This window comes from Streptomyces sp. NPDC028289 (assembly GCF_055565975.1).
Genome location: NZ_JBVHTI010000011.1, coordinates 325,049 through 346,808 on the forward strand (window position 1 = coordinate 325,049; position 21,760 = coordinate 346,808).

A 21,760-nucleotide genomic window follows, 5' to 3' on the forward strand; every position below is an offset into this window, starting at 1 on the left:
TTCGTTCTCCTTCGTAGCGGTGGTGCTTCACAGGGCCTGGGAGAGCCGGTGGTAGGCGGCGTTCCAGCGGATTTCCTTGGTGAACTGCTCGGTGGTGGTGTTCTCGTCGATGGTCAGCATTTCGACGCCGGTCATGGCGGCGAAGTCGGTGAGCGTGTCGACGCCGACGGCGGAACTGAGCACGGTGTGGTGCGGGGCACCGGCGAGCAGCCAGCTCTCGGCCGACTCCGCGAGTGAGGGGTACGGCTTCCACACGGCCCTGGCCACCGGCAGCCGGCGCAGTGGCTGGGGAGCAGGCACCACCTCCACCGTGTTGGCGGTGAGGCGGAAGCGGTCGCCGAGGTCGGAGAGGCCGACGACCACGGCGGGGCCGGGGGCGGCGTCGAAGACCAGGCGGACGGGGTCCTCGCGGCCGCCGATGGACAGGGGGTGGATCTCGCAGGAGGGGCGGTCGGCCGCGATGGAGGGGCAGACCTCCAGCATGTGGGCGCCGAGGATGCGCGGCTCGCCCGGGCCGAGGTGGTAGGTGTAGTCCTCCATGAAACTGGTGCCGCCGGGCAGCCCTGCGCCCATGACCTTCATCGTGCGCAGCAGCGCGGAGGTCTTCCAGTCACCCTCGCCCCCGAAGCCGTAGCCATCGGCCATCAGACGCTGGACGGCGATGCCCGGCAGCTGGCGCAACCCGCCCAGGTCCTCGAAGTTGGTCGTGAAGGCGGTGAAGCCGCCCTCGCCCAGGAAGGCGCGCAGTCCGAGTTCCAGGCGGGCGGCGTAGCGCAGTGAGTCGTGGCGGATGCCGTCCGGGCGTAGGGCGGGATGTATGTCGTACTCGTCGACGTAGACCGCGGCGAGCTCGGTGATCGCCTTGTCCTCGACCGCGTCGACAGCCGCGACCAGGTCGTTGACCCCGTAGGTGTTCACGGAGAAACCGAATCGCAGCTGCGCCTCGACCTTGTCGCCCTCGGTCACCGCGACGTCCCGCATGTTGTCACCGAAGCGCGCCAGCCTCAGAGTGCGAGCCGCGTGGGCGCCGGCGGCGGCCCGGGACCATGATGCAACCCGATTGACGACCCGGGGCTCGGTGGCATGGCCTGCGACGATCTTGCGGACGACGCCGAGGCGTGACTCGATGTGGGCGAACTCGCGGTCGCCGTGGGCGGCCTGGTTGAGGTTCATGAACTCCATGTCGATACTCGTCCAGGGCAGCGACAGGTTGTACTGGGTGTGCAGATGGAGCACGGGCCGGTCGAGGGCGCTCAGCCCGGCGATCCACATCTTGGCCGGCGAGAAGGTGTGCATCCAGATGATCACACCGGCGCAGTCGTCGGTGGCCGAGGCTTCCTGGCACACACGGCGGATGGACTCGGCGTCGGTGAGGACCGGCTTCCACACAATGGGGAGGGCGATCTCGGCGGCGGCGTCGAGGCGTTCGGCAGTCCGCTGGGACTGATGGGCGACCTGTCGCAGGGTGTCTTCGCCGTAGAGGCCCTGACTGCCGGTCAGGAACCAGATCTCCCGTTTCGGATCGGGCTGGGTGGGCGTGGTCATGGAGCTGTTCCCTTTCAGGGGCTGGGGAGCGAAGGGCAGGGTGTGGCTGGTCAGGAGGTCGCCTCGGCCCGGATACGGCGCAGCCGGTGCATCACGTCGTTGGCGCCGCGGCCGAAGTAGTCGTGCAGCAACCGGTACTCGGCGTAGAGCCGCTCGTAGGCCTCGGCGCGCTCGGGGTCGGGCTGGTAGACACCGCGGTGGACCTGGCCCATGGCGTGCGCGGCGGCCCGGATGTCGGGATACGCGCCGGCCGCGACCGCGGCGTGCATGGCGGCGCCCAGAGCCGGGCCCTGGGCGGAGCCGATGACGCCCAGCGGACGGCGGGTGACGTCCGCGTAGATCTGCATGAGCAGGGCGTTCTTTGTCAGACCGCCGGCGATGATCAGTTCCTCGACGGGCACGGAGGCCGCCTCGAAGGCATCGATGATGGTGCGGGTGCCGAACGCGGTGGCCTCCAGCAGGGCCCGGTAGATGTCCTCCGGGCGGGTGGAGAGGGTCTGTCCGACCAGGACGCCGCTGAGGTCGTGGTCGACCAGGACCGAGCGGTTGCCACTGTGCCAGTCCAGCGCGATCAGCCCGTGCTCACCGACCTGCTGACGTGCCGCCAGGTCGGTCAGGTACTCGTGCGGGCTCTGCCCGAGGGCCGCGGCCTTCTCGGCGTACTCCGCGGGAAAGCCGTTACGGACGAACCAGGCGAAGATGTCGCCCACACCGCTCTGCCCGGCCTCGTAGCCCCACAGACCTGGCAGGATGCCGCCGTCGACGATCCCGCACATGCCCGGCACCGTGCCCAGCTGGTCGGAGCTCATCACGTGGCAGGTGGAGGTGCCCATGATGGCGACCATCTGACCCGGTTCCACCGCTGCCGCCGCCGGCGCCGTCACGTGGGCGTCGACATTGCCCACACAGACCGTGATGCCCTCGGGCAGGCCCGTCCAGGCTGCCGCCTCCGCCGTCAGGATCCCGGCAGGGGCACCGAGCTGAGCGATCCGTTGGTCCAGCTTGTCGGTGACGAAGTCGGCGAAGCCGGAGTGGAGGGCGGACAGGTAGTCGCGGCTGGGGTAGGCGCCGTTCTGGTACTGGCCCTTGTAGCCGGCGGTGCAGGCGTTGCGGACGTACGTGCCGCACAGCCGCCACACGATCCAGTCGGCCGCCTCCACCCACCGCTCCGTGCGGGCGTAGATCTCCGGGTCCTCCTCCAGGAGTTGCAGTGCCTTCGCGAACTCCCACTCCGAGGAGATCTTTCCGCCGTACCGCTCCAGCCACGGCTCCTTGCGCTCGGCGGCCAGCGCGTTGATCCGGTCGGCCTGGCCCTGCGCGGCGTGGTGGCGCCACAGCTTGACGTAGGCGTGCGGGCGGCCGGCGTACTCGGGCAGGTCGCACAGCGGGGTGCCGTCGGCCAGCACCGGGAGGACGGTGCACGCGGTGAAGTCCGTGCCGATGCCGATCACCCGGTCCGACGACACCCCGGCGCGGGCGAGAGCCTCGGGCACCGCCCGGCGCAGCACGTCGAGGTAGTCGTCGGGTACCTGCAGGGCCCAGTCGGGGGGCAACCCGGTACCGTCGGGCAATTCACGGTCCAGGACCGCATGGGCGTACGGGTGTTCGGCGCTGCCCAGTTCCGCGCCGTCGCGGACCCGGACCACCACGGCCCGCCCGGAGAGCGTGCCGTAGTCGACTCCGACGACGCACAGGTCTGGGTGCGGGGGCGCGCTGCGTTCGACGTTCGGCACGAGAGGCCGTTCCTTTCAGTAGTTCGCTTTCGGTATTTCGTTCATGGTTCGGGCGCGCGAATGAGGGAAGAGTGCTTCCTCGTCTGCTTTCCGAGCCGGCCTGGCCTCGGTGACGGCAGCCGGACGATCGGTGGGTCGGCGCCACCGCGGGACGGCAGGTGCCGGGGACGTACTCCGGGGAGTTGGCCGGCGGGCGGCCTCAGGTGCGGCCAGCCTTGCCGAGCGCGACTTCGCGCGCTTGGTTGGGGCCACGGTGTACGCGTCGGGTGGCAGGGCACGACGCGCACACCGTGGAGCGGGCATGACAGGTTCAGCGGGGAACCGGGGTCGGGGATCCGTGCCGGGCGCCTGGCATGCTCGGCTGGATCTCGTCGTGGACGGGTGGTCCGGTGGCCTCTGCGGGACGCGGTATGCGGGTGGACCCGTGGTCCGTTCGCAGCATGTGCGTCCTCCGCCTCCCACGTGCTGTGGGACGAACATGCGTGGCAGCCGGAAGTGGGGGACCGGGGCGCGCGGGGAGTCGCGCCCCGGGGCTCGTGTGCGCGGGACTGTCGCAGGTGCCGGCGACGACACCGCGCCGGGCGTGGCCGCCGGCGCAACCGGTCACGGCTACGGGATGACCCGGCGGCTGACTGTGGCTGGCCCCTCTGCCCATTGCGGTACGTGACGCCGGTGCTCTTCGTGGGCGGCGGCAGCGGACGCTGCCGCCGCCCACGTCCTCGGGCGACCCCCCCTTAGGCTCGCCGTCGGGCTCAGTGATTCCTTCGGGGAGGCGAGCGTGCCGGGACCGGAGGTGCGACCGCTGCCGTGGCGCCCGGGGCGAGGGCACGGATGACGACGGTGGAGGAAGCGCGTATTCGCATGGAACTGTCCTCAGGCGTACAAGAGGCGGTGGCGCTGTGGTGTGCGGCGGGTGATGGCCAGGGCGAAGCGGGGGCAGGGATGAGTCCGGGTCATGCGTCCCGGACCCCCGAGCTCTCGCGCCGGATGAGATCGGGACCGACGAGCTTCGGTTCCTGCGGTTGGTAGTCGGACTCCAGTTGGCCGCGGAGGAGCTCGAAGGCGGCGCGGCCCAGCCCTTGGAAGTCCATGCGGACCGTGGTGAGGGAGGGGGTGACGAATCCGGAGTGCGGGGCGTCGTCGAAGCCGACGACGCTTACGTCGCCCGGCACGGCCCGCCCGGCGTGGTGCAGGGCACGCAGCACGCCCAGCGCCAGGTCGTCGTTGCCGCACAGGATTGCCGTGACGCCCGGATCGCGGGCGAGTCTGCGTCCGGCGTCGTAGCCGGCCTGGCAGTCCCAGCCCTTGCCCGTGGGCGACGGCGGGGTGACTCCCGCTGCCCTCAGGGCCTGGCGCCAGCCCTCGGCACGCGGTGACGGCGAGCGCCCGGAGCCCGTGGACGCCGGGATCGCCACATAGTGCACCGTGGCATGCCCGAGTCCCAGCAGGTACTCGGTCGTCGTGCGGGCCGCCGTACGGTCGTCGACCCACACCGCCGGACGGGAGGGTGTCCGGCCCGGCGGCGGTGCCTCGACCGCCGCGGCGCAGGGCACGTTGGGTGGAATGCTGTCCAGGGCCGCCGCTCCGAGCCGGTCGAAGCCGATGACCATGATCCCACCGCCGGCCGCAGTGGCCTCGGCGACCGTGCGGTCCAGGTCGTCCTCGGGTGTGAGCACCCGGACGCCGACCGAGTACCCCGCGGCGCGGGCGGCCTCCTCCAGCCCCTGCAGGGTTGCTGCGTAGCCGTGGAGGACGGTGTTGGAGGTCAGTACCGTGACCGACTTGGTGACACCGCTGGCCAGGGCGAACGCGGTGGCGTTGCGCCGGAAGCCGAGCCGGTCGATGGCTTCCTCGACCCGGTGGCGGGTCTCCTCCTTGACGTTCGGATGGCCGTTGATGACCCTCGAAACGGTCTGGTAGGAGACGCCGGCCTCCTGGGCGACGTCGCGGATGCTGGCGGGCTTCTGCTGGCTCCCCGGGGGGTCGGCGTGGGCTCCGAAGCTTGTGTGACCGGTCACAGACATGTCAGGATTGTGAGCGGTCACAACACAGGCGTCAAGTGGGTGCAACCACGGCGTTACTTCCTCGGGGCGAACGCGGCGCCTTCCCCGGCGGTCCGCCGGCCCCAGAGCGCCGCGCCATCTGCGCCCGCCCTCCCGGAAACGACCTGTGCGACACCACCGGAGCCGATCATCTGTCCCAGAAGGGGAACGCGTTGACTGCTGCTGTCGAAACCGCCCAGGGGTCTCCGTTGTGGACTCATGAAGTCCTCGGCCTGCGCGCCGTCGTGGACGGCACGGGTTCGGTAAGACTCGCGACCTCCGACCTACCTGCGGACTGCCTCGTCCCCGTCGTCGAGATCGTCCTCACCGGGCACGGACGTACCTGGTCGGGGGAGCGTTTCATCGACACGGCCGTCGGCGGTCGCCTGGTGCTGCGCGGCCACCAGACGGCCGAGGACGGCGAGTGGCGGCGCACCACGATCCGGCTGGTCGACCCCGACACCGGTCTCGCCGCCGACGTCGTCCTGAGCTCCGTACCCGGCGCGGGGTTCCTTCGCTCGCAGGTACGTCTGGTCAACGAGGGCGACGCGCCCGTGCACGTGGAGAGCGTGTCCACTCTCGCCCTCGGCGGCATCGTCGACCGGGCGGGCGGCCTGGACGCCCTGACCCTGCACTGGGCGGACAACGACTGGCTCGCCGAGTGCCGCTGGCGCCACGCGCCGTTCCGGGACCAGGTCGTCCCGCTGAACCGGGCCGCGCACGGCCACGAGGGCCGCGGTTGCTTCGAGCGGTACTCACAGGGCACCTGGTCGACCGGCCGGCACCTGCCCGTCGCCGCGCTCACCGACGGCGCTGAGGGCGCCTGGTTGTGGCAGATCGAATCCAGCGCGGGCTGGCGCTACGAGACGGGGGAGCGCGAGGGCGCCGCCTACCTCGCCTTGTTCGGGCCCGACGACGCGCACCACCAGTGGCGGCGCACGCTCGGGCCCGGCGAGGAGTTCACCACCGTGCCCGCCGTCCTGGTACGCGCGTCAGCCGGCGGCCTGGACGCGGCCTTCGGTGAGCTCACCTCCTACCGCCGCCGCATCCGCCGCGCCCACACCGACCATCGGGTGCTCCCGGTGATCTACAACGACTACATGAACACCCTGATGGGTGACCCCACCACGGACAAGCTCCTGCCGCTCATCGAGGCGGCCGGTGACGCGGGCGCGGAGGTCTTCGTCATCGACGCCGGCTGGTACGACGACGACGCCCAGGGCTGGTGGGACGCCGTGGGCGCCTGGGAACCGGCCGGGCGCCGCTTCCCAGGCGGCATACAGGAGGTACTGGACGCCATCAGACAGCACGGCATGACCCCCGGGCTGTGGCTGGAGCCGGAGGTCGTCGGCGTCCGCAGCCCACTAGCCCGGACGCTGCCAGCCGAGGCGTTCTTCCACAGGAACGGGGTCCGAGTGACCGAGCACGGCCGGCACCACCTCGACCTGCGCCACCCCGCGTCCCGCGCGCACCTCGACCGGGTCGTGGACCGCATCGTGGGGGAGTGGGGCGTGGGCTATCTCAAACTCGACTACAACGTCAACGCCGGATCCGGCACCGAGACCGACGCCGAGAGCGCCGGCGCCGGGCTGCTCGGCCACCACCGCGCCCACCTCGACTGGCTTGGCTCCCTCCTGGACCGGCACCCCGGCCTGATCCTGGAGAACTGCGGATCGGGAGGCCTACGTATGGACTACGCACAACTGGCCGTCGCCCAGCTGCAGTCCACCAGTGACCAGCAGGACCCCCTGCGCTATCCGCCCATCGCGGCAGCGGCGGCCACCGCCGTGACGCCCGAGCAGGCGGCCGTCTGGGCCTATCCCCAACCGCACTTCGACGCGGACGAGATCGCCTTCACGATGACCACGGCACTGCTGGGCCGCGTGCACCTGTCCGGCTTCCTGAACCGCATGGACGCCGCCCGGTCCGCGCTCGTCCGCTCGGGTGTCGACGTCTACAAGCGCATCCGGCCGGACATCGCGGGCGCTCTGCCCTTCTGGCCGATCGGCCTGCCGTCCTGGGAGGACGAATGGCTGGCCCACGGACTGCGTGCCGACTCCGCGACGTACGTGGCGGTGTGGCGGCGGCAGCCGTCCCCGCGGCGAGCCGACGGAGGCCTGCAGCGGGCTGCAGCCGACGGCGCCGGTGACCACAGCCGTACGCTCCGGATCCCTCACCTCCTTGGCGGACGGCCGCGTCCCGAAGTGCTCTTCCCGGCCGAGGCCGGTGCCACGGCGACCTGGGACCCGGACGAGGGACACCTCACCGTCTGCCTTCCCCGGCCTGACACGGCCGTGCTCATCCGCCTGGGCGCGTGAGCCCGGTGGGGCCGGCGGTGAACGAGCGGGCCTGGCGACGGCGCGGAGTAGCCGGCGGACCGGCGTCCTGAGCACGCGCGTCCCGTGCGCCCGCGCGGGCATGGCCGCCGCGTGGGGGATGTCCGGGGCGAGCGCATCCGCCTTACGCCGGACTCGTTCCGCGCGACGCCGGGTTGCCCGAGGGCCCGGCGGCCGGCGCCGTCGTGCCCGACGGGGTACCAGGCGTGGACCGTCCGTCGGTGACGGCTGCCCGCGGACCGCGGTCGGTTCCCGTTCCGCGGCGTACGAGCTTTCGCGGTGCGGCGTCGGCCACGTCCGTGGCATCGGACGGCCCGCGTGATGCCGGAGGTGTGATCGTTGCGTAAATCGCTGGTTTCCATCTCTTGACGCCACCGTTGTGACCGCTCACAATTTCTCGCATGGCTGTGACCGGTCACACATGACGACGGGCGGCCATCGGCGGACCTGGACGGGGTTCCCGGAACGTGGCACACGAGGTCTTGCTCCGCTGGCGGCCTGTGTTTACTCTCGCGAAACTCAATCGATCCGTATCGACGACGTCAGGAGGTGCCAACTCATGTTCACCAGCAAGGATGTGGCCCGCCTGGCCGGCGTCTCGCAGAGCACCGTCTCCTACGTGATGACCGGGAAGCGCCCGATCTCGGAGGACACCCGCAAGCGGGTCCAGGCCGCGATGGACCTGCTCTCCTACCAACCGAACGCGGGGGCACAGGCGTTGGCCAGCCGTCGCACCAAGGTCATCGGCCTGGTCGTCCCGGTCGGCGGGGACCTGGGCAATACCGGTGTCGTGCCGTTCCTGGAGACGATCACCCAGTGCGCCCGGGAGGCCGACTACGACGTACTGCTGGTCACTGCCGACGAGGGGGCCGCGGGACTGACCCGGCTCGACGGCAGATCGCTGTGCGACGCGATCGTGCTCATGGTCATCACGGCCCACGACGAGCGGATCCAGGTGATCCCCTCGCTGCGGGTGCCGGTGGTGCTGATCGGTGTCCCCGACGATCCCGCCGGACTGCACTGCGTGGACATCGACTTCGAGCAGGCGGGGCGGCTCGCGGTCCAGGAGCTGGTCGGCACGGGGCACCAACGCATCGTGGTGGTCGGGCACCCGCCGCACACGGTGGCCCGCGGCAACAGCTTCGTGGGCCAGTTCCAGCGCGGCGTCAATGAGGCGGCAGCAGCCGCCGGCATTCGTACTGGACTCGTCCAGCTGCCGGAGTCCACGCCGTCCGGCGCCCGCGCGGTGGTGGACTGGGTGGTGAGCAGAGCCGAGCGACCCGACGGGCTGATCGTGCCGCACACCTCGGCCATCCCGCATGTGCTGGCCGCCCTGCACCAGCGCGGGATCGTGCCCGGCCGTGACATCTCGGTCGTCGGACACTGCACCGACGCGGCGGCAGAGGAGATGGAACCGCCGGTCACCAACGTCTCCCACGCGCCGCGGGAGATCTCCCGGCGTGCGATGCGCACCCTGTTCGCCTTACTGGACGACGAGGGCGGGAACCCGCCGCCGCACAGCGTCGAGAGGGTCCCGTCGCGGCTGACCCGCCGCCAGACGACCGTCACCGCCATCCACCCCTGAACCGCGAGGCGACCGCCCCGGCGGAAAGGGCCCAGAACGACCACCCGACGACAATCCGGCTGTCGATGCGTATCGACGACCGTTCACCCGTCGATGCGTATCGACACGCATCCGCAAGTGGCTTGTGCCTGCCGCACCGCGAAGGGCCACCTGCGAGGCACCGCAGCCCGGCGCACCCCGAGTGCGGCGATACAGCCTGTACACCACGCCCTGAATCAGATCAGAACAGACAACCACCAACGAACCCTCGCTGTACTGAATATGAAGGAGCCACCAGTGTCGAACCCTGAGCGCGAGACTTCGCCCAAGCCCGCCAGACAGGCCACGTCTGCGAGCCTCGGGCGGCGGTCCGCGCCGAAGCGCCGCCGCCTCGCCGCGATCGCCCTCACCTCGGCCATAGCGCTGACGAGCGCCGCCTGTGGCTCGGGCGGGTCGAGCGACGCCGCCAAGGGACCGGTCACCCTGACGTACTGGGTGAAGTCGCCGTTCCCCGACAGCAAGGTCCTGCTCGACCTGTGGAAGAAGCAGCACCCGGACATCAAGATCAAGCTGGAGGTCGTCTCCGCCAGCGGCAACACCATCCCGCAGGCCAAGCTGCTGCTTGACGTCAAGGCGCACCGCGAACCCGACGTCGCGACCTTCGACACCGAGTACCTGCCGCAGTTCGTCACCACCGGCTCCGTGCTCGACCTCAACACCGTGAAGGGCGGCAACGCCTCCTCGCTCAGTTCCGACTTCGAGTCGTGGGCCTGGAGCACGGTCCACGTCGGTGACGGCCTGTACGGACTGCCGATCGACGCCGGCCCGCTCAACCTGTACTACCGCAAGGACCTGTTCGCCAAGTACCACATCAAGGTGCCGACGACCATGGCCGAGTACGTGCAGGCGGCCGCCACCCTGCACAAGAAGGACCCCAGCGTGTACCTGGCGGACCTGCCCACCAACGACGCGTCCGTCTTCACGGCGATGGCGTGGGCGGCCGGAGCGACCCCGTTCAAGGTCAAGGGCAACAGCTGGGTGGTTGACATCGCCGGCGCCGAGTCGCTGAAGGCCGCGGCCACCTGGCAGAAGCTCATCGATGACAAGTCCGTCATGACGCTGCCCCAGTTCTCCAGCGAGTGGTCGCAGGCCTACAACACCGGCAAGCTCGCCTCCTGGATGAGCGCGGCCTGGGCGCCCGGCCCGCTGAAGTCGTTCGCGCCGAAGACCGCCGGCAAGTGGGCCGTCGCCGCCATGCCCCAGTCGACACCGGGCGTGACCTCCAGCGGCAACTGGGGCGGGTCCTCGGTGGCCGTCTTCAAGTCGACCAAGTACCCCCAGCAGGCGCTGGAGTTCGCCAAGTTCCTCACCACGAACCAGCAGGTGTGGCAGCAGTACTGGATCCCCAAGATCACCCTCTACCCGACGAACGTCGCTGCCCAGAAGTCCGCGGCGCTCAGCAAGGCGGACAGCTTCTTCGGGGGCCAGAAGATCTACGACACGATCTCCGCCTCGAACCACGCCGTCGCGCACAACTTCAACTACGGGCCGGTGGCCAACGAATGGTTCACGACCGAGCAGAACTACCTGAGCCAGGCGGTGAACGGGAAGATCACCGTGGCCGAAGCGCTCCAGCAGACGCAGAACTCGGTCGTGGCCTACATGCGCAAGCAGGGACTGAGCGTCGAGGCTCCCTGATGACGACCACCATCGACAGTGCTCCTCGCGCCCACCGGCGCGAGGAGCCGATGAAAGCCCGGCTGCCACGACGGCGCCGCAACAGCGGGCAGAGCCGGACGGCCTACGGGTTCCTGGCACCGTTCGCGCTGGTCTTCGCCGGCCTGTTCTTCTTCCCGATCGGCTACGCCGTCTACACGAGCCTGTTCCGCCAGACCTTCAGCGGCCTCGGCTACGGCGGCTCCACGCTGAAGTTCGTCGGACTGAGCAGCTACGTCACCGTCTTCACCACCCCGGACTTCTACAACGGCGTGCTGCGGCTGCTCACGTTCGGCGTCGTGGAAGTCCCCCTGATGCTCGGCCTGGCGATCGTGCTGGCGCTCCTGCTCGACTCCCGGCTGGCATCCATGAAGCGGTTCTTCAGAGCTGTCTACGTGCTCCCCTACACCGTGCCGGGCGTCATCGCCGCCCTGCTGTGGGGCTTCCTCTACCAGCCCGGACTGAGCCCGATCGACTCGGCCACCCGGGCCATGGGACTCGGCGAGGTGAACCTCGTCGGCGCCCACCTGGTCCTGCCCTCGATCGGCAACATCATGATCTGGGCCGGAGCCGGTTTCAACATGCTGATCATCTACGCGGCCCTGCAGTCGATCCCCGCCAGCGTCATCGAGGCGGCCCGGATGGACGGCGCCGGCGAGATCACGATCGCGCTGCGGATCAAGCTGCCGAACGTCCTCCCGGCCGTCGTGATGACCTGCCTGTTCACCATCATCGGCACGCTCCAGCTCTTCAACGAACCGATCGTGCTGGCCGACATCTCCAACGCCATCGGCACCGACTACACGCCGAACATGATGGCCTACAACGCCGCCTACGGGAACAACGACGAGCCGCTGGCAGCCGCCATCTCGGTCTCCCTGGCGCTGATCGCCTTCGTGCTGTCCTTCGGGTTCCTGCGCCTGACCTCGCGCGCGGCCGGCCTGTCCGCCTCCAAGGAGGGATCATGAGCGTTCTCGACCGGCCGGCACCTCCCGGCCGCTCGAAGGGGATGATCGGGCGCGTCCCGGTGGGGCTGGCGATGGGACTGTTCGCCCTGTACTTCATCATCCCGGTCTGGTGGCTGATCGTGGCGGCCACCAAGGACTCCGGCACGCTGTACTCCAGCTTCAGCCTGTGGTTCGCCGGGCCCGACCGGATCCTGGCCAACCTGCGGCTGACGTTCTCCTACGAGCACGGCATCTATCTGCGCTGGCTCCTCAACAGCATCGGCTACGCGGTGATCGGCGGAGTCGTCGCCACCCTGCTCGCCGCCGCGGCCGGATACGCGTTCGCCAAGTTCCAGTTCCGCGGCCGCTCCTTCCTCTTCACCCTGGTCCTGGGCGGTGTCCTGGTCCCGCAGGCGGCCCTGGTGCTGCCGCTGTTCCTGATGATGAGCGCGGCCAATCTGACCGACACGTACTGGTCCGTCCTGCTGCCCGCGATCGTGGACCCGTTCGGGGTGTACCTGGCCCGCATCTACGTGCAGTCGATGGTCCCGGACGACCTGCTCAACGCGGCCAGGATCGACGGCGCCAGCGAGTTCAGGATCTTCCGGTCCATGGTGCTTCCCACCCTCACGCCGGGACTGGTGACGATCTTCTTCTTCCAGGTCGTCGCCATCTGGAACAACTTCTTCCTGGCCCTGGTCATGCTGAAGAACTCCTCGCTGTACCCCGTCACCCTGGGGCTGGACATGCTCAACGGCCAGACCCGTACCGTGGGTGCTTCCCCGGAGCTGATCAGCATCGTCATGATGGGTTCGCTGGTCTCCATCGTGCCGCTCGCGGTGAGCTTCTTCGCTTTGCAGAAGCACTGGCGCCCCACGTTCGTCGGATCGGGATTCAACGGATGACCGGGCCGAACTCCGCGGGCGGAGGAACGCGGTTGAGGCATCGGTTCGGCTTCGGCGCCGGCCAGGTGGTACTCGGCGCCGACGCCGCACCCGTGGCGTTCGCGCACGCGTCGGATCCGGACCGGCTCTACCTGCTCGACGAGACCGTCGACACCTGGCACGGCCCGGACCACGGCTGGGGCGCCGGCTTCGCGATCACCTCGCGCGGCTCCGGCCGCTGGCAGACACCGCGGGAGACCGAGTGGTATGCCGACGGCGTGACCGCCAGGCACCGGCCGGTACCCGGGCTGGAACTGGCGGTCCGGCGTCAGGTCACGGAGGAGCGCTACACCGAGACGTACACCTGGACGAACACCGGCGACGAGCCCTTGCGGATCACAGGGCTCGGCGTGAACGTCCCGGTCAGGGACGTGTACGACAGTGCGGTGGGGGCGCTCGCGCGCAGCTGCCACGCCCATGTCTTCACCGGCGGGGCGTGGTCGTGGGTCCTGGCCGAGCCGATGTCCGGCACCCCGCCGCTGCTCGGCGCGATCGTCCGGACGGGCGCCCTGTGGGCGTACTCGATCGAGTCCCGCAACTCCGTCACCTGGTCGGACATCCGTGGCCACCTCGTCGTCCATCCCACCGACCACGCCCGCAACCCCGAGGCGTTCGGCGGCCAGCCTGTGCTGGACCTCGCGCCGGGGGAGGAGCACGTCCTCACTTGGGAGTTGGGCTGGTACGAGGACCGGGCGGCGTTCCTTGCCGCCACCGACGCCCCGGCCGAACTGCCGTCGCTGACCGCGCCGGTGGGCGCCGACCTGGACGTGCGCCTCGCCGAGGGCGCCGTGCTCACCTCCCCGGTGCCGTCGTCCGCGCACGGCGTCCGGCACATCGAGGTCGAGCGTGACGGCCGCCGCGGCAGAACCGCCGTCGCCTTCCTCGCCCCGGTTCGGGAGCTGGTCGAGGCCCGCCTCACCCGGATCCTCGCCCAGCACCGCCCGCACGAGCGGCCGGAACCGGAGCGGTACGCGTTCCTGCCGGTGGACGTACGCACCGGCCTGACGCAGACCGAGAACGGCTGGCAGGACTGGACCGACGCCGGGGAACGGGTCGGCATGGCAGTGCTGCTGCAGCAGGCCCGATGGCGGGGCTGGGGCGAAACGGAGGTGCTCGACGAGGCGCTGCACGGCTTCGCCCGGTTCGCCCGTGAGTGCCTGGTGGAGCCCGACGGCTCGGTCCGCCGTGCCGGCCACCCGACCTCCGAGCCCTTGCGGCTGTACAACTCCCCGTGGCTGGTGCACTTCTTCCACGACCAGTTCGCCCTGTACGGCGATCCGGCCGACCTGGACCTGGCGGCCCGGCTCCTTGAGGCGACGTACGACCTCGGGGCCTGCGACCACCTGCTCATCGGCCACCCCGAGGCGCTGGCTGCGGTGACCGCCGCGCTCGACGAGCAGGGCCACGAGGAGCGGGCGAAGCGGCTGCGGGAGCTGCTGGCCGAGCACGCGCTCGCGTTCGCGGGCCGGGGCACAGTACTGCCCCGGCACGAGGTCAGCTACGAGCAGTCCATGGTCGGACCGCTGGTGAGCCTGCTCGCCACCGCCTACGAACTGGCCCCGGACGAACGGCTGCTGACGGCGATGCGGACGGCGCTGCCCTGGCTGCGCGCGTTCGGCGGCCCCCAGCCGCACGTCCGGCTGCGCGACATCGGCATCCGGCACTGGGACGGGTACTGGTTCGGCATCGAGCGGCTGTGGGGCGACACGTTCCCGCACTACTGGAGCGTGCTCACGGCGATCGCGCTCCGGCAGCTGCCTGAGCCGTTGCGGGACGCGGACAGCGAGCGGGTCGCCGACGCGATTTTCGGCGCCAACCTCGTCGATTTCACCCCCGACGGCCTGGCCACCTGCGCGTTCGTGATGCCCAGCTGCGTGGACGGCCGTCCCGCGCACCGCGCGGACCCCTTGATGAACGACCAGGACTGGGCCCTCGCCCTGCTGCTGCGCTCCAGCGCCGACCGCTGACGCTGCGCCGTCCCCCCTCACCCATCCGAAGGAGCTCTTCCGTGTCCCGTTTCGACCTCGCCGACGCGCGTCTGGCCGGCCTGCGCGAGCGGTTGCAGGGCCTTGCCTATGGCGGCGACTACAACCCCGAGCAGTGGCCGGCGGCTACCTGGCGGGAGGATGTCCGCCTGATGCGCGAGGCTGGGGTAAACCTGGTCACCGTCGGCGTCTGGTCCTGGGGTGAGCTCGAACCCCGCCCTGGCCACTACGAGTTCGGCTGGCTGGACGAGGTGCTGGGACTGCTGGCGGAGGCCGGGGTGGGCGTCGACCTGGCCACGCCCACCGCCGCACCGCCGTCCTGGCTCGCCCACGAACACCCCGAGACGCTGCCCGTGGACGGCGAGGGCCGCCGGATCGCCTTCGGCTCCCGCTGCCAGTACTGCGCGTCCTCACCGGTCTTCCGGTACCATGCCGCCCGGATCACCGAACGGCTCGCCGAGCGCTACGCCACCCACCCAGCGCTGGCCATGTGGCACATCGGCAACGAGTACGGCGGCTTCGGCTGCCACTGCGACGCCTCCCTCGCGCACTTCCGCCGATGGCTCGCCGACCGCTACGGCACCGTCGACGCCCTCAACGACGCCTGGGGCACAGCCTTCTGGGGACAGCGCTACGACTCCTTCGACCACATCGGGACGCCGGCCGCCCGCACCCGGCTGATCTCCGGCCCGAACCCCGGCCAGCTGCTGGACTTCCAGCGCTTCAGCGACGCCGCCGCCCTGGAGTGCTACCTCGCCGAGCGCGACATCGTCCGCCGGTACAGCCCCGACCTGCCCATCACCACCAACTTCATGGGCTCCTACAAGCACCTGGACTACTGGCGGTGGGCCGCCGAGGAGGACGTCGTCTCCCTCGACATCTACGCCGGCCCCCGGGACCCGGACGGCCCGGCACTGGCCGCCTACAACTTCGACCTCATGCGCTCCCTGCGCGGCGGCAAGCCCTGGCTGATGCTGGAGTCCGCCACCGGCAACAACCTCACGGACGGCCGCAACTACGCGCGCCCGGCAGGGCAGTTGAGGTCCCGCTCGCTGCAGGCGGTGGCCCGCGGCGCAGACTCGGTGATGTTCTTTCAGTGGAGGGCCTCCCGGGCCGGCGCCGAGCGCTACCACTCCGCGATGGTCCCGCACGGCGGAACTCGCACCCGTACCTGGCGCGAGGTGACCGCCCTGGGCCAGGACGTGGCCCGGCTGGCCGGCCTGAGCGGCAGCGTGGGCGAGCGGGCCGACGTGGCGATCGTGTGGGACTGGGAGAGCTGGTGGGCCGTGGAGGGCCCCGACCACCCCGCCAACGACCTGCGGATCGGCGACCGCCTCATGGACCACTACCGCCCGCTGTGGCAGGCCAACATCGCGACGGACTTCGTCCGCCCGCACGACGACCTGAGCGGCTACCGGCTGTTGGTCGTGCCCAACCTCTACCTGGTCGACGACGCCGCCGCCGACAACCTCACCGCGTACGTGCGCGCGGGCGGCCACCTGCTGATGTCGTACTTCTCCGGGATCGTCGACGAGTACGACCGGGTACGGCCCGGCGGCCACCCCGGCGCCTTCCGCGAGCTGCTCGGCATCGACATCGACGAGTTCGCGCCCATGCAGCCCGGGGACAGCTGCGGGCTGCGCCACGCCGGCCACACCGGTACCGCCACCGACTGGCAGGACATCATCGACCTCGCCGGCGCCGAGGCCCTCGCCACCTACACCGGCGGCGAGCTGAAGGGCGCACCGGCCGCCACCCGGCACCGCTTCGGCACCGGCACCGCCACCTACCTTGGCACCGCACCCGACCGGGAGACCCTGCGCCGCCTCCTCCTGGACAGCGTCGCGGACGCGGGCATCGTGCCCGTCCTGGACACCCCGGAGGGCGTCGAGGCCGTCCGCCGGGACGACCACCTGTTCCTGCTCAACCACACCGCCGACGAGGTGACCGTCGACCTCGGCGACCGCCCCTCGCGGACCGTCGACCTGCTGGCCGGGGACACCCCGGCCCACGTCGGCGGCTCCCTGCGCCTGCCGCCGTACGGAACGGCGGTCCTGCGCGACGTCCCCACCGCCGGCTCCTAGAGCCGGGAGCCGACGGACCGGGACCCACTCACTGCCACCCCCCAGAACCGACACAACCCCTATCCCTTCCACCGACTCCCAGAGCCGACGAAAAAAAGGACGAGGTACAGCCATGTGGAGACCCCCGGCCGCCGACAGGCGGCACACACTCGCGAAGGTGATACGCCGCGCCGCACTGGGACTGCTGGCCGGCACGCTCATGATCAGCGGGCTCCTGTTCCCGGGCACCAGCTACGCGGCCAACGCGCAGCTGGGCGTCGATCTGTCCCAGAGCACCGGGGCGATCTCGCACGGTGCCTCCGGGTTCCTGTACGGCCTGGGCAACCCGGGCGTACCGACCGACAACCTGCTCCAGCCCCTGCACCCCCAGCAGGCGGCGCAGAAGCCGGAGGGCGGGCTCCAGCATCCCAGCGGTGACGCGTTCGACGTGGCTCCCGACTACCTGAACGCCGGGACCAAGCAGATACAGATCTACCTCCAGGACATGTACCGGTACTGGCCGTACGAGAACAATGGCCTCACCGACTACCTGAGCAAGATCGACACCATGGTCGCCGCGGTGAAGGCCGACCCGAACTACGGCAAGTACGTGTACGTCCCGTTCAACGAGCCGGACTGGATCTGGTACAGCGGGATGTTCACCAACTCCACGACGGAGCAGCAGTTCTTCGCCGACTGGAAGACGGTCTACAACCACATCCGGGCGCTCGACCCGACGACGAAGATCGCCGGTCCGAACATCAGCGTCTACAACAACCAGTTCATGACCGACTTCATGACCTACGCCAAGGCGAACAACGTCGTCCCCGACGTCATCACCTGGCACGAACTCCAGAACAGCTTCTTCACCGACTACTACACCAACTACAGCAACTACCGCGCGATCGAGACCTCGCTCGGTCTCTCCCCGATCCCGATCGTCCTCAACGAGTACACTCGCTCCTCGGGCGACGAGGGAATCCCGGGCCAGCTCATCCAGTGGATCACCCGCCTGGAGAACACCAAGGTCAGCGGTGACCTCGCCTACTGGGTCACGGAGGGCACGCTCAACGGCCTGACCACCCACAACAACGCGCCGACCGGCGCCTGGTGGCTCTACAACTGGTACGGCGAGATGACCGGCAACACCGTCACCGTCACACCGCCGACCCAGAACGGCTCCCTCCAGGGCATCGCCACGCTCGACTCCGCCAAGAAGCAGGCGCGGGTCGTCTTCGGCGGCACCTCGGGCGGCACCGACGTCGTCGTGAAGGGCTTCGGCTCCGCGTCGTACCTCGGCAGCACCGTCCACGCCATCGTCGAGGGCACGGACAGCACCGGGACCGACACCGCCTCCGGCCGCCCGTACGTCGTGCAGGAGGGTGACTACCCGGTCAGCAACGGCCAGATCACGGTCACCGTGCCGAGCATGACGGCGACCTCCGCCTACCAGATGATCATCACGCCGGCCACCAGCACCTCCGCCGCCGACGTGCCGACCCGGTACGAGGCCGAGTACGCCGACCTGAGCGGCAGCGCCCGGGTGACGTACGGCTCCAACACCGGCTATTCCGGCACCTACTACGTCGACGGTTACCTCGGTTCGAGCAACGCGAGCACCAACTTCGTGGTCAGCGCGCCCACCGCCGGCTACTACGACGTGACGCTGCGCTACTCGGCCGGACCGAGCAGTGGCGCCCCGACCGACCGCAGCACCCGGGTGACGGTGAACGGGTCCAAGCTGACCGACCTGTCGCTGACCGGCACGGCGGACTGGAACACGTGGAAGACCAAGACGGTCACCATGTACCTCGACCAGGGCATCAACCGGATCAACTACGGCGCCTACACCAGCGACGACAGCGACAACATCGCCGTCGACTCGATCGACGTGACCACGTCGACCACCGGTTCGACCGCGAGCTACGAGGCGGAGGCCTCCGCCAACACCCTCGGCGGCACCGCGACGATCGAGACCGACACCGCGGCGTCGGGCGGCAAGTACGTCGACCAGCTCGGCAACGGCTCGGCCAACAGCCTCACGTTCAACAACGTGACGGCCGCGTCCTCGGGTCTCTACCGCATGGTCGTCACCTACGCCAACGGCGACAACCGCGGCGACGGCGGCAACACCTACAACATCATCAACCGGTACGCGGACATCTCCGTCAACGGCGGCACCGCGCAGCGCGTGTACTTCCGCAACTCCGGCGGCTGGTCCAACTACTGGTCCGTGATGGTCGACGTGAACCTGACCGCCGGATCCAACACCATCAAGTTCGGCAACAACTCCGCCTACGCCCCCAACCTCGACAAGATCCTGCTCGCCCCGGCGATCGCCTCCTCCAGCACGTCGTACCTGAAGCTCCAGAACCGGACCAGCGGGCTGGACGTCGACGGGGCAGGGGTCACGACCAGCGGTTCCACGGTCACCCAGTGGCCGGTCGGCTCGACCACGAACCAGGAGTGGTCGGTCGTTCCCGACGGCAGCTGGATCCGCCTCAAGAACCACACCACCGGGTTGTTCCTCGACGGCCTGGGCGCCACCGCCAACGGCTCGAACGCCGGCCAGGCGACCGACAGCACCGCCACCTCGCAGGACTGGATGGAGGTGACGTCGGGCGACTACGTCCGGCTGAAGAACCGCGCGACCGGGCTCTACCTGGACGGCATGGGCCGCACCTCCAGCGGCTCCAACCTCGGCCAGTGGAGCTCCAGTACCAGTACCAACCAGCAGTTCCGCATCGTCCCGCAGTAGCGGAACGCGGACGCCGGTAGGTACGGCAGCACCGCGCGGAGCACCGTTTCAAGGGGAAGCGGTGCTCCGCGCGGGTTTTTCCGTTCCTCAGGGGTGTGTGGCGAAGTACCGGGCGATGCCCGCGATTCCCTCGCCGACCGCCCGCTCGACGATCGGGGCCAGGCTCTCGGGCAGGATCTCCTGGCTGTAGACCACCCGTGAGCCGTCGCCGTCGGGGAGGACGTCGATGGTGCCGAGGTGGAACTCGATTGGCTCGGGCAGTCCCTCGACGAACCGGTACTGGAACCGCCGCAGTTCGTCGTTCTTCGTGACCACGAGAGCCTTCAGCGTCCCCTGGGGAGTGCTCAGGTGGCGGTGGACGCCGTCGAAGTACGCTTCCCGTACAGCGGGGAACCACTGCGGGATCGTGTTCACGTCGGTGAGCACGGCCCATACACGGTCGGGGTCCTGCTCGACGCGGGTGTCGAATCGCAGAGTTGTCACGTCGCTCCTTCTACGGGGGCTACGGGGTTCGGGACGCTCTTACGGGCGCGGCGCATGCGGCAGCGGTTCGCCCGCGTTCCACACCTCGTGGACGTGGACCGTGACGAACCGCCAGCCGTCGGGCGTGCGGCGCAGCGTGCAGTCGTACCAGCCGGCGCCGTCCGCGTGGCGGAAGGTGTCCTCGCCGAGCATGTGCACGCCGAGCAGATAGGAACGGGTGCGGGCGGTGTCGCCGTCGAGGTGGATGGCGTGGTTCGAGCTGAGGTGCCAGGTGCCCCGGTAGCGGCCCAGCTGCCGGCTGCTGCCCACGCCCCGCAACTGCTCGTGACCCACCAGCCGGATCGACTCGGACGGGGACATGCTGCCCTCGGGCACGTAGAGGGCGACGTACGCGTCCCAGTCCTGGGTGTCGAGCGCCCGGGCGAACTCGATCAGCAGGTCGCCGATGGCCGCGCGGTCGACCAGCCACTGGAGTTGGGCGGCGGGGTCGGACGGCGGCTTCGGCATCCCCGCGGCGGGCGCGCTCTCGGCCGTCGGACGGGCGGAACCGGGTGTGGACATGCTCTGTACTCCTGTGCGGAAGAGTCTGCCGGTTGCCCGGGAGGCGGGGCACCGGGGTTCAGGATGGCAACGCGGCAATGACGTCACCCTCCCGCCGCCTCCTCGGCGTGGAAGGGTGACGTCACTGCCACCGGAACGGTCTATGGCCTACGACTCGCCGGCGGGCGAGGCGTCGGCCACGACCGGCGCCGGCACGGTCCGCCCCGCCGGAACGGGGGCGGCTGCCGTCGGCAGTCGGCGGGCGGCGGCTCCGAGCCCCGCGGCGCCGAGCGCTCCGGCCAGGGCGAGGACGCCCACCGCGTTCGGCAGGCTGCCGACGGCGGCGGTGAGGGCGAGCACCGCCAGCGGGCAGATGAACTGGCCGGTGAAGAAGCATCCGATCCACAGCCCGGTGCCGCGGCCCCGGTCGGCGTACTCCAGCTTCGAGAGGGCGAGCGTGAGCAGGCTCGGCAGCATGATGCCGCCGCCGAGGCAGTTGATCACGGCGCCGGCGGTGAGCACGACGGGGTTCGGGGCGATCCAGATCACCGCGAAGCCGGCGGCGCACAGCCCGAAGGCGATCGGCAGCCAGGACCGCGGGCTCCGGCCGGACTTGGTGAAGACGACCGCGCCGACCACCGTGGCGACGCTGGAGGCCGCGATGGCCAGCCCGATGATGCCGGTGTCGGTCACGCCCATGTCGTCCAGCAGGAAGGACATCTCCACCTGGACGGTGTAGAACATGACGGCGCCGAAGACGGTCAGCGCGCAGATCCCGGCCAGGGGCCTCCAGGGGAAGGCGCCTCGGCCGGTCGGCTCCGTGGGGGCGGTCGCCTCGGTGACGGAGGGCTGGGTCCGCGACGGTTTGGGCAGGAAGGCGGCCATGGCGGGGGCGAGGAGCAGGCTCGCGGCGTAGGCCCAGAAAGGAGCCCGCCAGCCGGCCGATCCGGCCGCGCCGCCCAGGACGAAGAAGGCGGTGGCGGCGATGGAGGCACACATGGTCTGCATGGCGAGGTAGCGGTCGCGTTGTCTGCCGGAGTAGTAGTCGCCGATCAGTGTGGTGCAGCAGGTCATGATGGCGGCTTCGACGACGCCGACGAGGGC

Annotated in this window: 14 protein-coding genes; 8 read left to right on the plus strand and 6 right to left on the minus strand. The window is 70.1% G+C overall.

All coding sequences use genetic code 11. From position 1 onward, the window contains the following. Window positions 1-27: 27 nt before the first annotated feature. From araA to ACZ4UV_RS46370, 3 genes are all read right to left on the minus strand, one after another. Window positions 28-1,545 (minus strand): L-arabinose isomerase, encoded by a 1,518-nt coding sequence (gene araA, locus ACZ4UV_RS46360; RefSeq protein WP_467847404.1) that lies wholly within the window; start codon window positions 1,543-1,545, stop codon window positions 28-30. 50 nt (window positions 1,546-1,595) lie between these two features. After that, window positions 1,596-3,278: a ribulokinase gene (gene araB, locus ACZ4UV_RS46365; protein WP_351712149.1), complete on the minus strand. Its 1,683-nt coding sequence runs from the start codon at window positions 3,276-3,278 to the stop codon at window positions 1,596-1,598. 953 nt (window positions 3,279-4,231) lie between these two features. Continuing rightward, window positions 4,232-5,302, minus strand: coding sequence for a LacI family DNA-binding transcriptional regulator (locus tag ACZ4UV_RS46370; protein ID WP_351712147.1), 1,071 nt, complete (start codon window positions 5,300-5,302; stop codon window positions 4,232-4,234). A gap of 227 nt (window positions 5,303-5,529) precedes the next feature. Between ACZ4UV_RS46370 and ACZ4UV_RS46375 the strand changes: the two genes are divergently transcribed. The 8 genes from ACZ4UV_RS46375 (at window position 5,530) to ACZ4UV_RS46410 (ending at window position 19,633) form a co-directional block, all read left to right on the plus strand. After that, window positions 5,530-7,638: an alpha-galactosidase gene (locus tag ACZ4UV_RS46375; protein ID WP_467847413.1), complete on the plus strand. Its 2,109-nt coding sequence runs from the start codon at window positions 5,530-5,532 to the stop codon at window positions 7,636-7,638. A 439-nt stretch (window positions 7,639-8,077) separates the two neighbouring features. Beyond that, on the plus strand, window positions 8,078-9,241 hold the full coding sequence (locus tag ACZ4UV_RS46380) for a LacI family DNA-binding transcriptional regulator (protein WP_351712143.1): 1,164 nt from the start codon (window positions 8,078-8,080) through the stop codon (window positions 9,239-9,241). Between the two features lie 276 nt (window positions 9,242-9,517). Continuing rightward, the gene (locus tag ACZ4UV_RS46385) at window positions 9,518-10,918 is read left to right on the plus strand and encodes an ABC transporter substrate-binding protein (RefSeq protein WP_351712141.1); all 1,401 of its coding nucleotides are present in this window, start codon (window positions 9,518-9,520) and stop codon (window positions 10,916-10,918) included. Further along, window positions 10,918-11,904, plus strand: a complete 987-nt coding sequence (locus ACZ4UV_RS46390; protein ID WP_467847418.1) for a carbohydrate ABC transporter permease — start codon at window positions 10,918-10,920, stop codon at window positions 11,902-11,904. The genes ACZ4UV_RS46385 and ACZ4UV_RS46390 overlap by 1 nt, the downstream gene beginning before the upstream one ends. Then, window positions 11,901-12,788 carry a carbohydrate ABC transporter permease gene (locus tag ACZ4UV_RS46395; protein ID WP_351712137.1) on the plus strand — a complete coding sequence of 296 codons (888 nt, stop codon included), beginning with the start codon at window positions 11,901-11,903 and terminating at the stop codon, window positions 12,786-12,788. Before ACZ4UV_RS46390 ends, ACZ4UV_RS46395 begins: the two co-directional genes overlap by 4 nt. Window positions 12,789-12,820: 32 nt before the next feature. After that, the gene (locus ACZ4UV_RS46400; protein WP_467847424.1) at window positions 12,821-14,794 is read left to right on the plus strand and encodes a hypothetical protein; all 1,974 of its coding nucleotides are present in this window, start codon (window positions 12,821-12,823) and stop codon (window positions 14,792-14,794) included. Between the two features lie 41 nt (window positions 14,795-14,835). After that, window positions 14,836-16,896: a beta-galactosidase gene (locus tag ACZ4UV_RS46405; protein WP_467847427.1), complete on the plus strand. Its 2,061-nt coding sequence runs from the start codon at window positions 14,836-14,838 to the stop codon at window positions 16,894-16,896. Between the two features lie 112 nt (window positions 16,897-17,008). Next, on the plus strand, window positions 17,009-19,633 hold the full coding sequence (locus ACZ4UV_RS46410; RefSeq protein ID WP_351712131.1) for an RICIN domain-containing protein: 2,625 nt from the start codon (window positions 17,009-17,011) through the stop codon (window positions 19,631-19,633). 87 nt (window positions 19,634-19,720) lie between these two features. On the opposite strand, the gene ACZ4UV_RS46415 is transcribed toward ACZ4UV_RS46410, so the two are convergent. From ACZ4UV_RS46415 to ACZ4UV_RS46425, 3 genes are all read right to left on the minus strand, one after another. After that, window positions 19,721-20,116 (minus strand): SRPBCC family protein, encoded by a 396-nt coding sequence (locus ACZ4UV_RS46415; protein ID WP_351712129.1) that lies wholly within the window; start codon window positions 20,114-20,116, stop codon window positions 19,721-19,723. A gap of 39 nt (window positions 20,117-20,155) precedes the next feature. Continuing rightward, window positions 20,156-20,677, minus strand: a complete 522-nt coding sequence (locus ACZ4UV_RS46420) for a nuclear transport factor 2 family protein (RefSeq protein ID WP_467847433.1) — start codon at window positions 20,675-20,677, stop codon at window positions 20,156-20,158. A 147-nt stretch (window positions 20,678-20,824) separates the two neighbouring features. Continuing rightward, on the minus strand, window positions 20,825-21,760 hold a 936-nt coding region (locus ACZ4UV_RS46425; protein ID WP_467847436.1), incomplete at its 5' end, for an MFS transporter.

Excerpts from the sequence above, each read along its gene's own strand:
- ACZ4UV_RS46395 (WP_351712137.1), top strand. The coding sequence starts at position 11,901 with ATGAGCGTTCTCGACCGGCCGGCACCTCCCGGCCGCTCGAAGGGGATG.
- ACZ4UV_RS46410 (WP_351712131.1), top strand. The coding sequence starts at position 17,009 with ATGTGGAGACCCCCGGCCGCCGACAGGCGGCACACACTCGCGAAGGTG.
- ACZ4UV_RS46370 (WP_351712147.1), bottom strand. The coding sequence starts at position 5,302 with ATGTCTGTGACCGGTCACACAAGCTTCGGAGCCCACGCCGACCCCCCG.
- araA (WP_467847404.1), bottom strand. The coding sequence starts at position 1,545 with ATGACCACGCCCACCCAGCCCGATCCGAAACGGGAGATCTGGTTCCTG.
- ACZ4UV_RS46420 (WP_467847433.1), bottom strand. The coding sequence starts at position 20,677 with ATGTCCACACCCGGTTCCGCCCGTCCGACGGCCGAGAGCGCGCCCGCC.
- ACZ4UV_RS46390 (WP_467847418.1), top strand. The coding sequence starts at position 10,918 with ATGACGACCACCATCGACAGTGCTCCTCGCGCCCACCGGCGCGAGGAG.
- ACZ4UV_RS46380 (WP_351712143.1), top strand. The coding sequence starts at position 8,078 with ATGACGACGGGCGGCCATCGGCGGACCTGGACGGGGTTCCCGGAACGT.